General features: G+C 74.4%; 12 protein-coding genes. 11 read left to right on the top strand and 1 reads right to left on the bottom strand.

Annotated features, from left to right (window positions below):
• Positions 1-12 precede the first annotated feature (12 nt).
• Complete coding sequence (locus ACW0Q9_RS04045; RefSeq protein WP_456178485.1) at positions 13-1,725, bottom strand: alkaline phosphatase D family protein; 1,713 nt, start codon at positions 1,723-1,725, stop codon at positions 13-15.
• A gap of 147 nt (positions 1,726-1,872) precedes the next feature.
• On the opposite strand from ACW0Q9_RS04045, the gene ftsY reads away from it, so the two are divergent.
• From ftsY to ACW0Q9_RS03990, 11 genes are all read left to right on the top strand, one after another.
• Positions 1,873-3,066 (top strand): signal recognition particle-docking protein FtsY, encoded by a 1,194-nt coding sequence (ftsY, locus tag ACW0Q9_RS04040; RefSeq protein ID WP_456178484.1) that lies wholly within the window; start codon positions 1,873-1,875, stop codon positions 3,064-3,066.
• Positions 3,041-3,937, top strand: coding sequence for a phosphotransferase (locus tag ACW0Q9_RS04035; RefSeq protein WP_456178483.1), 897 nt, complete (start codon positions 3,041-3,043; stop codon positions 3,935-3,937). Before ftsY ends, ACW0Q9_RS04035 begins: the two co-directional genes overlap by 26 nt.
• Before the next feature lie 228 nt (positions 3,938-4,165).
• Positions 4,166-5,578, top strand: a complete 1,413-nt coding sequence (locus ACW0Q9_RS04030) for an ammonium transporter (RefSeq protein WP_456178482.1) — start codon at positions 4,166-4,168, stop codon at positions 5,576-5,578.
• A 25-nt stretch (positions 5,579-5,603) separates the two neighbouring features.
• A complete protein-coding gene (locus ACW0Q9_RS04025) occupies positions 5,604-5,942 on the top strand; it encodes a P-II family nitrogen regulator (protein ID WP_013284578.1) in 339 nt (112 codons plus the stop codon).
• A 10-nt stretch (positions 5,943-5,952) separates the two neighbouring features.
• Entirely contained in the window at positions 5,953-8,271 is a 2,319-nt protein-coding gene (locus ACW0Q9_RS04020; RefSeq protein ID WP_456178481.1) for a [protein-PII] uridylyltransferase, read from the top strand.
• Positions 8,272-8,347: 76 nt separating this feature from the next.
• Complete coding sequence (locus tag ACW0Q9_RS04015; protein WP_456178480.1) at positions 8,348-9,250, top strand: ABC transporter ATP-binding protein; 903 nt, start codon at positions 8,348-8,350, stop codon at positions 9,248-9,250.
• Positions 9,240-10,061, top strand: coding sequence for an ABC transporter permease (locus ACW0Q9_RS04010; protein ID WP_456178479.1), 822 nt, complete (start codon positions 9,240-9,242; stop codon positions 10,059-10,061). Before ACW0Q9_RS04015 ends, ACW0Q9_RS04010 begins: the two co-directional genes overlap by 11 nt.
• A 20-nt stretch (positions 10,062-10,081) precedes the next feature.
• Positions 10,082-11,209, top strand: a complete 1,128-nt coding sequence (locus tag ACW0Q9_RS04005; RefSeq protein WP_456178478.1) for a sensor histidine kinase — start codon at positions 10,082-10,084, stop codon at positions 11,207-11,209.
• Positions 11,206-11,862 (top strand): response regulator transcription factor, encoded by a 657-nt coding sequence (locus ACW0Q9_RS04000; RefSeq protein WP_189193904.1) that lies wholly within the window; start codon positions 11,206-11,208, stop codon positions 11,860-11,862. The genes ACW0Q9_RS04005 and ACW0Q9_RS04000 overlap by 4 nt, the downstream gene beginning before the upstream one ends.
• Before the next feature lie 137 nt (positions 11,863-11,999).
• Complete coding sequence (gene ffh / locus ACW0Q9_RS03995) at positions 12,000-13,553, top strand: signal recognition particle protein (RefSeq protein WP_456178477.1); 1,554 nt, start codon at positions 12,000-12,002, stop codon at positions 13,551-13,553.
• Between the two features lie 101 nt (positions 13,554-13,654).
• Entirely contained in the window at positions 13,655-14,743 is a 1,089-nt protein-coding gene (locus ACW0Q9_RS03990; protein WP_456178476.1) for an amidohydrolase family protein, read from the top strand.
• The last annotated feature ends 50 nt before the right edge of the window (positions 14,744-14,793 follow it).

The raw sequence follows: 14,793 nt of genomic DNA, 5'->3' as shown, positions 1-14,793 counted from the left end.
CTGAGAGGGTACTCACACCTCGTCGCTGAGCCGCTGCCGCGCCACCGTGCGCAGGTGGCCCTCGCCGGTGGTGCCCTCGATCACGACCTCGGCCGTCCGGCCCCGGTGGGTCAGCGTGGCCACGGCGTTGCCGAAGTAGGGTCCGGCCAGCTTCTTCCACCGCACCAGCGGGCGGCGTACCCCGGCGGAGCGGGCCAGCGCCCGGGCGGCGCCGGCCGGCCCCGGGTTCCAGCCGAGCTTCATGAGCGGGCGCATCCCGGCCGGCACCTGGTTGTGGATGGGGGAGCAGGTGAGCTGGTGCACCGGGGTGCGCACGCTCCGGTCGGCGAACCGGGCCCGGGCCACGTACGAGTGGTGCACGTCCCCGGAGAGCACGCTGATCGAGGCCGGCCGCGAATACGCCGGGCCGGCGCCCACCCGCGCCCCCTCGCGCGGCGCGGTGCCGCTGCCCAGCCGGGCGAACAGCTCGCCGAGCGCCTCGAAGGAACGCCGGAACGAGGCCCAGTGCTCCAGGTCCCAGGCCCGGCGCATCTGCTCCGCGAGCTTCGCCACCCACGGCCGGCCGGAGTCGGCCAGCTTCTCGTTCCAGGACTCCACGTGGTGGATGCCGGGCGGGAGCAGCCAGGGCAGCGAGGCGCCGACCACCAGGTGGTCGTAGACGCCGTGCGCCCGGTCCAGGAACCAGGACCACTCGCCCGGCGGCAGCATCGCCCGGTTGCCGGCGTCCAGCACCCGGCTGGAGCGGTTGTCCAGCATGACCAGGCGGGTCCGGCCCAGGTCCAGTGCGTAGCTCCACTGGTACTGCACGGCCCGCCAGCGCTCGGTGTCGTGCGCGACGTCGGCCTCCCGGTCGACCCGCTCGCCGAACTCGTGCAGCACGCCGGTGGCGTCCTCGGCGGCGATCACCTTGGCGTACACGGGGTCGGCGGCGATCTCGTCCGGGGCGAGGTTGCCCAGGTGCTGGTAGACCCAGTAGGAGGCCAGGCCGCTGCGGATCCGCTCGGCCCACCAGGGCTGCTCGCGCATGTCCGCCCGCCACGACGCCGAGGTGTTCCAGTCGTCGATGACCTCGTGGTCGTCGAAGATCATCACGCTCGGCACGGTGGAGAGCAGCCAGCGGATCTCCGGGTCGCGCCAGGACTCCAGGTAGAGCTTGGTGTACTCGTCGAAGCTGACCACCTGGGTGGCCGGGGCGCCCTTCGGCCGGCGCCGCCGCCGCTTGAGCAGCCGGCGCACGGTCGGCGAGGTCTCGTCCGCGTAGACCTGGTCGCCGAGGAGCACCAGCAGGTCGGGCAGGGCGTCCGGGTCCGGGGCGGCGATCAACCGCCGGGCGTACGCGTCCAGCGCGTCCGGGGGCAGCTTGCGGGCGGTGGCGTGCTGGGTGGTCTCCCGGCACGAGCCGAAGAGCAGGGTCACCGGCTGGTCGAGGTCGTCGGCCGCCCGGGTCCGGATCACGCTGGCCGGGAAGCCGCTCTCCGGCACCGGCCACACCACCTCGTCGTCGACCAGCACCTCGTAGGTGGTGCTGCTCTCCGGGGCCAGCCCCTCCACCACCACGATCGCGTAGTGGTGGTCGTACGCCGAGAACGTGGGGGCGCTGCCGGTGGCCCCGCCGGCCGTGCGGACGGTGACCACCGCGGAGGCGCTGGTCTCCACCCAGACGGTGGCCCGGGTGTCGACGACCCGCCGCAGCAGAGGGCCGATGAGCAGACGGGAACTGGTCACGGCGCACCTCCGACGAAGATCATCAAGCCCTTCCCTACCCGGCCGGCGGTTGCGGTACGCCTTCCAGCGGCGAGCGTACCCGCAGCTCGTTCACGTGCCGAGGCGGTGAGTGGGACGCCGTCGCCGCCATCTGACAGGATTTCGGGCATGACGGAATACCTCCTCGTCGCACTGGCCCTGCTCGCCGTGCTGATCCTCGGCGGCCTCAGCCTCGTGGTGCCGAAGCTGCGCCGGCGCCCCGAGCCGCCGCTGCCGGAGACGGAGGTCGACACCCGGGCCGAGGAGGACCTGGCCGGGCCGCCGGTCGAAGCGGCGGAGTCGGACCTGCGCACCGGCGTGCTTGTCGAGCCGCCGCCGGTGATCGAGGCGCCGCCGCTGCCCACCATCGAGGTCCCCGAGCCCACCGCCGGCCGGCTGGTCCGGCTGCGCTCCCGGCTGTCCCGCTCGCAGAACGTCTTCGGCAAGGGCCTGCTCGGCCTGCTCAGCCGGGACCGCCTCGACGAGGACACCTGGGAGGAGATCGAGGACAGCCTGATCACCGCCGACGTCGGCATCGACTCGACCCGCGAGATCGTCGACCGGCTGCGCGAGCGGACCCGGGTGCTCGGCACCCGGTCGGTCGACGAGCTGCGCACGCTGCTCGCCGCCGAGCTGGTCAACGCGCTCGACCCGACCCTGGACCGGTCGCTGCGGACCGCCCCCAAGGAGGGCGTGCCGGCGGTGCTGCTGGTGGTCGGGGTCAACGGCGCCGGCAAGACCACCACCTGCGGCAAGATCGCCCGGGTGCTCATCGCGGACGGCCGTACCGTGCTGCTCGGCGCGGCCGACACCTTCCGGGCCGCCGCCGCCGACCAGCTGGAGACCTGGGGCGGCCGGGTGGGCGCGGAGACCGTCCGCGGCCCCGAGGCCGCCGACCCGGCCAGCGTCGCGTTCGACGCGGTCAAGCGGGGCATCGACACGGCGGTCGACACCGTGCTGGTGGACACCGCCGGCCGGCTGCAGAACAAGGTCGGCCTCATGGACGAGCTGGGCAAGGTCAAGCGGGTGGTGGAGAAGCACGGCCCGATCGACGAGACCCTGCTGGTGCTCGACGCCACCACCGGCCAGAACGGCCTGGAGCAGGCCCGGGTCTTCACCGAGGTGGTCAACGTGACAGGCGTGGTGCTGACCAAGCTCGACGGGACCGCCAAGGGCGGCATCGTGATCGCCGTGCAGCGCAAGCTGGGCATCCCGGTGAAGCTGGTCGGCCTCGGCGAGGGCCCGGACGACCTGGCCCCGTTCGACCCGGCGCAGTTCGTCGACGCGCTGCTCGGCAATGAGCCGCTCGCCCGGGACGCGTAGCCTCGACGTGACGACTGACGATCGCGCCTACGCGGGGTGGCGCGACCCCAGCCACCCGTCGCCGCGCCTCGGGAGACCGTACGTGACTTCGCAGGAGATCCCGCTGCACGGCGGGAACGTGAGCACCGTGGTCCGGGTGGGCGACACCGTCCGGCGCAACGCCGGCCCGTGGACCCCCTCGGTGCACTCGCTGCTGCGGCACCTGGAGTACGTCGGCTTCACCGGCGCGCCCCGCGCCCTGGGCATGGACGAGCGCAACCGGGAGGTCCTGTCGTACCTGGAGGGGGAGTGCGGGGAGTACCCGCTGGCCCCGCACTGGGTCACCGACGAGGCCCTGGTCACCGTGGCGACCATGCTGCGGATGTTCCACGACGCCCAGTACGGCTTCACCCCGCCGCCCGGCGCGGTCTGGCGCTCGTTCGGCCCGCCCCCGCCGGACACCGAGGTGATCTGCCACCACGACGCCGCCCCGCACAACGTGATCTGGCGGCCCGACGGCACCCTCGGGTTGATCGACTTCGACCTGGCCTCGCCCGGCGCCCGGATCTACGACGTGGCGTACGCGGCCTGGACGTGGGTGCCGATCTTCTCCGACCGGGACTCGATCACCCTCGGCTGGAAGCACCCGGACCGGCCGCGCCGGCTGCGCCTCTTCGCCGACGCCTACGGACTGATCCCGCGGGACCGGCACCGGCTGATCCGGACCATCCGCAAGCGGATCGTCGACCACGTGGAGGGCATCCGGCGGATGGCCGCGGCCGGCGAGCCGGCGTTCGTCCGCATCGTGCACAAGGGCCACCTGCGTCGGCCCATGCGCGACCTGCGGCTGCTCGACTACGAGCGGCACGCCCTCGAGTACGCCCTGCGCTGAGCCCGCATCGACGAAAAGTGGCCGGTTCCTCGTCGGAACGGCCACTCTTTCCGTTTTCCCCAGGCATGATCGTCTTTCGTCACACGCCGGAAACACAGCGTCACGCGTCGGAAATCGAGCGGTGTCGGTGAAGGAAACAGCCGCCGAGCAAGCTTCCGCGCAACCGGCGTACGGGCGACGCTGCCCCGGAAGCCGCGAAGGAGGAGACTTCACCTTTAGGAGGCCAGCGTGCCTGAAGCACCGACGATCGACGGCGGCAACACCGTTTGGCTGCTGGTTTCGACCGCTCTCGTGCTGCTCATGACCCCGGGCCTGGCGCTGTTCTACGGCGGCCTGAACCGGGCCAAGGGCGTGCTCAACATGATGATGATGAGCTTCTCCGCCATCGGGCTCATCTCGGTTCTGTGGTGGTTCTACGGCTTCAGCGTCGCCTTCGGGGCCGACGTCAACGGATTCTGGGGCGACCCCGCCGCCTACCTCGGCACCAAGACGTTCCTCGCCGAGACCGACCTCTGGGGCGCCACGGCGGAGAACCCCAGCGGCATCGGGGTCCCGCTGTACGTGTTCATGGCGTTCCAGATGGTCTTCGCGGTGATCACCGTCGCGCTGATCAGCGGCGCCATCTCCGACCGGGCCAAGTTCGCCGGCTGGCTGCTCTTCGCCTTCGGCTGGGCCACCCTGGTCTACTTCCCGGTCGCGCACTGGGTGTGGGGCGGCGGCATCATCGGCGCCAAGCTGCACGCGCTCGACTTCGCCGGTGGCACGGCGGTGCACATCAACGCCGGTGCGGCGGCGCTCGGCGTGGCCCTGGTGCTCGGCCGGCGGGTCGGCTGGCCCCGGGAGGGCATGAAGCCGCACAACATCCCGCTGGTCGCGCTCGGCGCCGGCCTGCTCTGGTTCGGCTGGTTCGGCTTCAACGCCGGCTCGGAGCTGACCGTCGACTCGGTGGCCGGGCTGGCCTTCCTCAACACCCAGCTCGCCACCGCCGCCGCGGTGCTCGGCTGGCTGGCGGTCGAGTGGATCAAGGATGGCCGGCCGACCATGGTCGGCGCGTCCTCGGGCGCCGTGGCGGGTCTGGTCGCCATCACCCCGGCCTGCGGTTTCATCGCCCCGTGGGCGGCGGTCCTGCTCGGCATCGTCGCCGGTGCGGTCTGCGCCCTCGCCATCAGCCTGAAGTACAAGCTCGGCTACGACGACTCCCTCGACGTGGTGGGCGTGCACTTCGTCGGCGGCTGGATCGGGTCGCTCTGGCTCGGCCTCTTCGCCAGCAACTCGGTCAACGGCGCGATCAGCGACGTGGTGGGCGCCTCGGACGGCCTCTTCTACGGTGGCGGCCTGACCCAGCTCGGCCGGCAGGCGCTGGCCGGCCTGATCGTCACCGTGTGGTCGGCCGGCATCGCCTGGTTGCTCGCCTTCGCCATCGAGAAGACGATCGGCTTCCGGGTGGCGGCCGAGGCCGAGGTCGACGGCATCGACGTCGCCGAGCACGCGGAGAGCGCGTACGACCTGTCGCCCAGCACGGGCGGCAGCGGCGGGGGCGCGTTCGCGATGGCCGGGATCGGCGCCGCCAAGCCGGCCCCGGAACCCACCGACCCGGCGGAGGAGCCCGCCGAGCCAGTCAGCGAGAAGGTCGCCGGTTAACGTTCCTGGGATGGAGGGGTTGGACATGAAGCTGGTGACCGCGGTCATCAAGCCGTACCAGCTGGACGCGGTGAAGGAGGCCCTGCACGCCCTCGGCGTGGCCGGCCTGACCGTCAGCGAGGTCCAGGGCTACGGCCGGCAGAAGGGGCACACCGAGGTCTACCGGGGTGCCGAGTACACGGTCGAGTTCCTGCCCAAGATCCGGGTCGAGGTGCTCACCGACGAGATGGACGTCGACAAGATCGTCGACGCCATCGTGGGCGCTGCCCGGACCGGCAAGATCGGCGACGGCAAGGTCTGGGTGACCGGCGTCGAGGAGGTCGTCCGGGTCCGCACCGGCGAGCGCGGCCTCGACGCCCTCTGAGGACGTCCCGGTGACCTCGTTGATCACGGAGAACGCGTCCGGACCTCCCGGCCACGGCGCGGACTTCCTGGTCAACGAGGTCGCCGGCCTGCCGGGCGGGATCGGGGCCGAAGCCCGGCGGGCGCGGGCCGCGGCGCTGGACGGCTGGCTAAGGTCCGCCTTCCCGCAGCGGGCGGGGATCGCCCTGGTCGCGGTCGGCGGGCTGGGGCGGCGGCAGTGCGCGCCCTACGGCGACCTCGACCTGGTGCTGCTGCACGCGGGGGTGCCCGGCATCGACGAACTCGCCGCCTCGCTCTGGTATCCCATCTGGGACGCCGGGCTGCGGCTGGACCACTCGGTGCGGACCCTCCCCGAGGCGCTCTCGGTGGCCCAGGACGACGTCAAGGTCGCCCTCGGCCTGCTCGACGCCCGTCACGTGGCCGGCGACCCGGCCCTGACCGAACAGCTCGTGCGCACCGCCGCCGACCACTGGCGGCGCACCGCCGTCCGGCAGCTCCCACGCCTGCGGGAGATCACCGCCGCCCGCTGGGAGACCCACGGCGAGCTGGCCTTCCTGCTGGAGGGCGACCTCAAGGAGGCCGCCGGCGGGCTGCGCGACGTCGGCATCCTCCGGGCCATCGCCACCGCGGGGGTGACCGACGCGCTGCGCCCCGCCGTGCACGCCGCCCACCGGCGGCTCCTCGACACCCGCGACGCCCTGCACCAGCAGGTCGGCCGCCGGGTCGACCGGCTCGTCGCCCAGGAACGCGACGGCGTCGCCGCCCTGCTCGGGCTGCGGCAGCCCCTGACCGGGGACGCGGACGCCGAGGCGGTGCCGGTCGGCGACGGCGACGCGCTGCTGCGCCGGGTGGCCGGGGACGCCCGCACCGTCAGCCACGCCCTCGACGACGCCTGGCGAGCCGCCGACCGGCTGCGCGCCGGGCGGCACCGGACCGCCGGCGGCCGGCCGCTGCGCCGACCGGTCGCCCGGGACGTGGTCGAGCAGGACGGCGAGCTGGTGCTCGCCCGCGCCGCGATCGGCGCCCGCCCCGACCCGAGCCTGTCGCTGCGGATCGCCGCCGCCGCGGCCACCACCCGGCTGCCCATCGCCCGGGCCACCTGCGAGTGGCTGGCCGCGTACTGCCCGCCGCTGCCCGCGCCCTGGCCGCCGGCCGCCCGGGCCGCGCTGATCACCCTGCTCGGTGCCGGTCCCGGCCTGGTGCCCGCCTGGGAGACCTGCGACCGGTACGGGCTGATCGACGGCTGGCTGCCCGAGTGGACCCGGCTGCGCAGCCTGCCCCAGCACAACCCGGTGCACCGGTTCACCCTGGACCGGCACCTGGTGCAGGCCGCGTACGAGGCGAGCCGGCACACCCGCGACGTGGACCGCCCCGACCTGCTGCTGCTCGGCGCGTTCCTGCACGACATCGGCAAGGGGCTGCCGGGTGACCACAGCACCGTGGGCGCGCCCCTCGCCGAGGCGGTGGCCACCCGGATCGGGCTGCCCGCGGACGAGGCGGCGCTGATCGCCAAGCTGGTCCGGCTGCACCTGCTGCTGCCCGACGTGGCCACCCGGCGGGATCTCTCCGACCCGAAGACCGTCGCCGGGGTCGCCGAGCGGGTCGGCGACACCACCACCCTGGACCTGCTGCACGGCCTCGTCCGGGCCGACGCCGCGGCCACCGGGCCGGCCGCCTGGTCGGACTGGAAGGGGCGGCTGGTCGCCGAACTGGTCGCCCGGGTGCGCACCGCCCTGGACACCGGCGTGGTGCCCGCCCCGCCGGCCCCCGACCCGGCGCTGGTCGCCGGGCCGCTGCCCGTCGTACACCTCGGGGAGGACCGGGTGTCGGTGGCCGCGGCCGACCGGCGCGGGCTGCTCGCCACGGTGGCCGGCTGCCTGGCCCTGCACCGGCTGGAGGTGATCTCCGCGGACGCCGCCACGGTCGACGGCCGGGCCCTGGTGCAGTGCCGGGTGCAGCCGCGCTACGGCCTGGCCCCCGACCCGATCGCGCTCCGCGCCGACCTGCGCCGCGCGGTCACCGGCGACGTCTCGGTCACCCAGCGGCTGCGCGGCCGGGCCCTGGCCGCGCGCGGCCAGGGCGCCGCGCCGCGGGTGGTCTGGCACCGCGAGGCGGCCACCGACGCCGTGCTGCTGGAGCTGCGCGCCGCCGACGCGGCCGGGCTGCTCTACCGGGTCGCCTGCGCCCTCGACGAGGCCGGCGCCCAGGTGCGGGCCGCCCGGATCTCCACCCTCGGCGGGGACGTGGTGGACGCGTTCTACCTGGTCGGCGGCTGGCCACCGGACGCCGACCGGGCCCGGATCGAGGCCGCCGTGCTCGCCGCCGTCTGACTACGTCAGGGGACGTAGTCCGGAAGCCGCCGCCGGGGCGACGTGCCGGGGGCCGCCCGGCGGGACGCTCGGTGGCATGAACCTGCCAGTGCAGACCGAAGGGCTCACCAAACGGTACGGCGGCCTGACCGCCGTGCAGGACCTCCAGCTCACCGTCCGGGCCGGCGAGGTGTACGGCTTCCTCGGCCCCAACGGCGCCGGCAAGACCACCACCCTGCGCATGCTGCTCGGGCTGGTCCGGCCCACCGCCGGCACGGTCCGGCTGCTCGGCCGCCCGCCCGCCGCCGGCCGGCTCACCGGGGTCGGCGCGCTGATCGAGGGACCGGCCTTCTACCCCTACCTCTCCGGCCGGGACAACCTGCGGGTGCTGGCCCGCTACGCCGGCGTCGGCGCCGACCGGGTCGCGCTCGTGCTCGACCTGGTCGACCTGACCGACCGGGCCGGCGACCGCTACGCCGGCTACTCGTTGGGCATGAAGCAGCGGCTCGGGGTGGCCGCCGCGCTGCTGAAGGATCCCCGCCTGCTGATCCTGGACGAGCCGACCAACGGCCTCGACCCGGCCGGCATGGCGGACATGCGGACCCTCGTCCGCCGGCTCGGCGCGGCCGGCTGCACGGTGCTGGTCTCCAGCCACCTGCTCGCCGAGGTCGAGCAGGTCTGCGACCGGGTCGGCGTGATCGCCCGGGGCCGGCTGGTCGCCGAGGGCACCGTGGCCGAGCTGCGCGGCGCGGCCGGGCTGCGGCTGCTCGCCGACCCGCTGGACGAGGCGGCCGCCCGGGCGCGGGACCTGGTCGGCGCCGAGCGGGTCCGGGTGGTCGACGGCGGGCTGGAGCTGGCCGTCGAGCCGGACCGGGCCGCCTGGCTCAACGCCGAGCTGGTCGGGGCCGGGCTCGCCGTGCGCGAGCTGCGCCCCCGGGAACGGGACCTGGAACAGGTCTTCTTCGACCTCGTGGAGAAGGGAACGGCCGATGTCGCGTAGCTTCCGCGCCGAGACCGTCAAGCTGGTCCGGCGGCCGGCCACCTGGCTGCTGCTGGCCATCACGCTGGCGCTCTCGCTGATCTTCACCTACCTCTTCCCGTACGCCGGCCTGGCGGGTGGCACCGACGGGCCGAACACCGGCCGGGCGCTGCCCGCGCTGCTCCCCGACCAGCTGGTCGGGAACTCCCTCGGCGGCCTGCCGGTCTTCCTCGGCGCGATCCTGCTGATCCTCGGCGTGCTCACCGTCGGCGGCGAGTACGGCTGGGGCACCTGGAAGACCGTGCTCACCCAGGGCCCGACCCGGCTGGAGGTGTACGCCGGCAAGCTGCTCGCGCTCGCCGCCGCCGCGCTGGCCGTGGTGCTCGCCGTGTTCGCGGTCGGCGCGGTGACCAGCCTGCTCATCGCGTCCGCCGAGGCGCAGCCGGTGACCTGGCCGCCGATCGGCGACCTGCTCACCGGGATCGGGGCGGGGTGGCTCATCGCCACGATGTGGGCCATGCTCGGTGCCGTGCTCGCCGTCGCGCTGCGCGCCGTGGCCCTGCCCGTCGGGCTGGGCCTGGTGTGGATGCTCGCGGTGCAGAACCTGCTCGCCGCGATCGCCGCGCCGCTGGTCGACTGGGTGGCGACGGCGCAGGAGGGGCTGCCCGGGCCGAACGCCGGGTCGCTGGCCGCCGCGCTCGGCGCGCCCGGGGACACCCCCGGGGTCGCGGCCACCGTCGGCGGCGGGCAGGCGGCCGTGGTGGTGGCGGCGTACCTGGTCGGGTTCGCGGCCCTCGGCGCGGTGCTGCTGCGCCGCCGGGACATCGGCTGAGGCGGGGCGGGGGAGGGAACGTGGACCGCGAGCGTGGCGGCTGGGGCCCCCGGCTCCTGGACGGCCTGGTCGCCCTGGCCCTGCTGGTGATCGGGCTGGCCGGCACCGCGCCGGCCGGCCTCAACCAGGGCGTGGGCACCGGGCGGGCCACCTACCCGCTGGTCGTGGTGGCCGCGCTCGCGGTGGCCGTGCGCCGGCGCTGGCCACTGGCCACCCTGGCGGTGGTCACCGCGGCGAGCACCGCCTACCTGGTGCTCGGCTACCCGTACGGCCCGATCCTGCTGTCGCTCTTCGTCGCGGTCTACACCACGGCCGCGTACCGGCCGGTGCGGGTCGCGGCGGTGGCCGGCGGGGTCGCGCTGCTCGCACTGCTCACGCACGTCTTCGTCGGGGTGCGCCCGCCCGGCCTGGTCGGGCTGATGCCGGCCGCCGCCTGGGTGGTGGTGCCGTTCGCCGCGGGGGTCACCGTGCGGCTGGGCCGGGAGAACGCGGCGCGCAGCCGCACCGACGAGGCGCGCCGGCTGGCCGACGCGGAGCGGCTGCGGGTGGCGCGGGAGGTGCACGACGTGGTCGGGCACGGCCTCGCCGCGATCCACCTCCAGGCCGAGATCGCCCTGCACCTGCTGTCCCGCAAGCCCGAGCAGGCCGAGGCGGCGCTCACTGCGATCAGCCGGACCAGCAAGGAGGCGCTCGACGAGTTGCGGGTCACGCTGACCGTGGTCCGCCGCGACGAGGCCGTCGACGAGCGTGCCCCCGCGCCCGGGCTGGCCCAGCTCCCGCAGTTGCGCGAACGGCTGGCCGGCGCCGGGCTCCCGGTCACCGTCGAGGTGGACGGGGCGCCCCGTCCGCTCCCGGTCGCGGTGGACCTGGCCGCGTACCGGGTGGTGCAGGAGGCGCTGACCAACGTGCTGCGGCACGCCGGTCCGGCCACCGCCACCGTCCGGCTCCGGTACGCGCCCACCGAGGTCGCCGTGGAGGTCACCGACACCGGCCGCGGCCCGGCCGCCCCGGCGGACCGGTCCGGCGGGTACGGGCTGGCCGGCATGCGGGAGCGGGTCACCGCGCTGGGCGGGTCGTTCACCGCCGGCCCCGCCGCCGGCGCCGGCTTCCGGGTGTCCGCCACACTGCCCGTGGAGGAGGTCGCATGATCCGCGTGCTGCTCGCCGACGACCAGGACCTGGTCCGGATCGGGCTGCGTGCCCTGGTGGAGAGCGAGGACGACCTCACCGTGGTCGGCGAGGCCGCCGACGGGCTCGCCGCCGTGGAGGCGGCCCGCCGGGAACGCCCCGACGTGGTGCTCATGGACGTCCGGATGCCCGGCGTCGACGGCATCGAGGCGACCCGGCGGATCGTGGCCGACCCCGCGCTCGCCGGCACCCGGGTGGTCGTGCTGACCACCTTCGAGCTGGACGAGTACGTCTTCGACGCGCTCCGCCACGGGGCCAGCGGCTTCCTCACCAAGGACACCCGCCCGGCCGAGCTGCTGCGGGCGATCCGACTGGTCGCCGAGGGCGAGGCGCTGCTGTCCCCGTCGGTGACCCGGCGGGTGGTCCGGGAGTTCGCCACCCGGCCGGCCCGGGTGCCCCGCCCGCACCCCCGCCTCGGCAGCCTCACCGACCGGGAACGCGAGGTGGTGGGGCTGGTCGGTGAGGGGCTGAGCAACGTCGAGATCGCCGAGCGCCTGGTGGTCAGCCCGGCCACCGCGCGTACCCACGTCAGCCGGGCCATGGTCAAGCTGGGCGCCCGGGACCGCGCCCAGCTGGTGGTCTTCGCGTACCAGTCGGGCCTGGTCGCGTCGTGACCGACCGGTCGTGATCTCCTGGCGGGGGTCGGGCCGGTGGGAAGCAGCGCGGAGGCGGGACCGTTACCCTTGCGGGTAGCCGGACGTGTGCGTGCCGGTCGACTGTGCCCGCCGAAAACGACAAACGGGATGTTCGCGTGTTTGACACCTTGAGTGACCGCCTGTCCGGGATCTTCACCAAGCTCCGCGGCAAGGGTCGGCTCACCGACGCCGACATCGACGCCACCGCGCGCGAGATCCGCATGGCGCTGCTGGAGGCCGACGTCGCCCTGCCGGTGGTCAAGGGCTTCATCGCGAACGTCAAGGAGCGGGCGCGCAGCGCCGAGGTCTCCCAGGCGCTCAACCCGGCCCAGCAGATCGTCAAGATCGTCAACGAGGAGCTCATCGCGGTCCTCGGTGGCGAGGGGCGGCGGCTCCAGTTCGCCAAGCACCCGCCGACCGTGATCATGCTGGCCGGTCTCCAGGGTTCCGGCAAGACCACCCTGGCCGGCAAGCTGGCCCGCTGGCTCAAGGCCCAGGGGCACCAGCCGCTGCTGGTCGCCGCCGACCTCCAGCGCCCCAACGCCGTCGGGCAGCTCCAGGTGCTCGGTGGCCGGGCCGGCGTGGAGGTGTACGCCCCGGAGCCCGGCAACGGCGTCGGTGACCCGGTGCAGGTCGCCCGCGACTCGATCGAGCACGCCAAGCGGGCCGCCCGGGACATCGTCATCGTCGACACCGCCGGCCGGCTCGGCATCGACGCCGAGATGATGCAGCAGGCCGCGGACATCCGCGACGCCGTGCAGCCCGACGAGGTCATCTTCGTCATCGACGCGATGGTCGGTCAGGACGCGGTCCGCACCGCCGAGGCGTTCCGCGACGGCGTCGGCATCAGCGGCGTGGTCCTCTCCAAGCTCGACGGCGACGCCCGCGGTGGTGCCGCGCTGTCGGTCCGGGAGGTCACCGGGCAGCCGATCCTGTTCGCCTCCACCGGCGAGAAGCTGGAGGACTTCGACGTCTTCCACCCCGACCGGATGGCCAGCCGGATCCTCGGCATGGGCGACGTCCTCACTCTGATCGAGCAGGCCGAGCAGGCCTTCGACGCCGATCAGAAGGAGAAGATGACCGCCAAGCTGATGGGCGGCGAGCAGTTCACCCTGGAGGACTTCCTCGACCAGCTCATCGCGGTCCGCCGGATGGGTCCGATCGCCAACGTGCTGGCCATGATGCCGGGTATGGGGCAGATGAAGGACCAGCTCGCCGAGCTGGACGACAAGCACTTCGACCGGGTGACCGCGATCATCCGGTCGATGACCCCGGCCGAGCGCACCACCCCGAAGATCATCAACGGGTCGCGCCGGGCCCGCATCGCGAACGGCTCCGGCGTCACCGTCATGGACGTCAACCAGCTGCTCAACCGCTTCGCCGACGCGCAGAAGATGATGAAGCAGATGGGCGGCATGATGGGCCTGCCCGGCGGCGGCCGGCGCAAGGCGACCAAGTCGCCGAAGAACAAGCGCAAGGGCACCAAGGGCGGCGGGCGGCCGCGCACCGGCGCCGGGGTGCCGGGCGGCTTCCCGGGCGGCATGCCGCAGCTCCCGCCGGGCCTCGACCCGGGTGACCTGGCCGGTGGCCAGGGCCTGCCCCCGGGCTTCAAGCTGCCGAAGATCGACTTCAACAAGCTCGGCAAGGGCGGTGACAAGGGCCCGCGCTGACCCCGTGCCGACGGCCCCGTCCCCACCCGGGGGCGGGGCCGTCGGCGTACCGCGGCGGGCTCATGACGCGCTCGCGGGCGTGATCGGGTAGGACTGTGCACATGGCTCTGCACGTGCGCGGTGTGCTCCTGCCCGACGACGAGGTCCGGGACGTCTGGCTGGTCGGTGACCGGGTCACCTTCGAACCCGTGGCCGGCGCCGAGACGGTCGTCGACGGCGGCTTCGTGCTGCCTGGCCTGACCGACGCCCACTGCCACATCGGCATCGCCCGGGGCGGCGCCCCGATCACCTCCCTCGACCAGGCACGCGAGCTGGCCCGCACCGACCGGGACGCCGGGGTGCTGGCCATCCGCGACGCCGGCTCGCCGTACCCGTACCCGGAACTCGACGACGAGCCGGACCTGCCGCGACTGGCCCGCGCCGGCCGGCACGTCGCGCCGCCGAAGCGCTACCTGCGCGACATCGGGGTGGAGGTCGGCGCGGCCGAGGTGGCCGCGACGATCGCCGCGCAGGCCGCCGCCGGCAACGGCTGGGTCAAGCTGGTCGGCGACTGGATCGACCGGGGGGTGGGCGACCTGGCGCCGGCCTGGGACGCCGACACCATGACCGCGGCGGTCGCCGCCGCGCACGCCGCCGGGGTACGCGCGGCCGTGCACACCTTCTCCGAGTCGGCCGTGGAGATCATGGTGCGGGCCGGGGTGGACTCGGTGGAGCACGGCACCGGGCTGAGCCTCGACCTGATCGACCTGATGGCCCGGCAGGGCACCGCGCTGGTGCCCACGATGATCAACATCCGCACCTTCGGCCACATCGCCGAGCAGGCCCGGGCGAAGTTCCCCGGGTACGCCGACCACATGCTCGCCCTGCGCGACCGCTTTCCCGAGGTGGTCCGCGCCGCGCACGAGGCGGGGGTGCCGATCTACGTGGGCACCGACGCGGGCGGCGGCATCGACCACGGGCTCGCCGCCGAGGAGATGCTGCTCCTGCACGAGCAGGCCGGCATGTCCGCCGAGGACGTGCTCGCCGCCGCCTCCTGGCGGGCCCGGGAGTGGCTCGGCTTTCCCGGCCTGGTCGAGGGCGGCCTCGCCGACCTGACCGTCTACCCGGAGGACCCCCGCCGCGACCTGCGCGTGGTCCGCACCCCGTCCCGCGTCATCCTGCGCGGCCGGGTCCTTCCCACTGCTCGTTGATCAAGAGGTTCGCGTCGGCGGACGGCCCGTTCCCGACGCAAACTTCTTGA

Source organism: Micromonospora sp. I033, from assembly GCF_053890995.1.
Note: the sequence above shows the minus strand (reverse complement) of the source record. Positions and strands in the feature narration are given on the sequence as shown.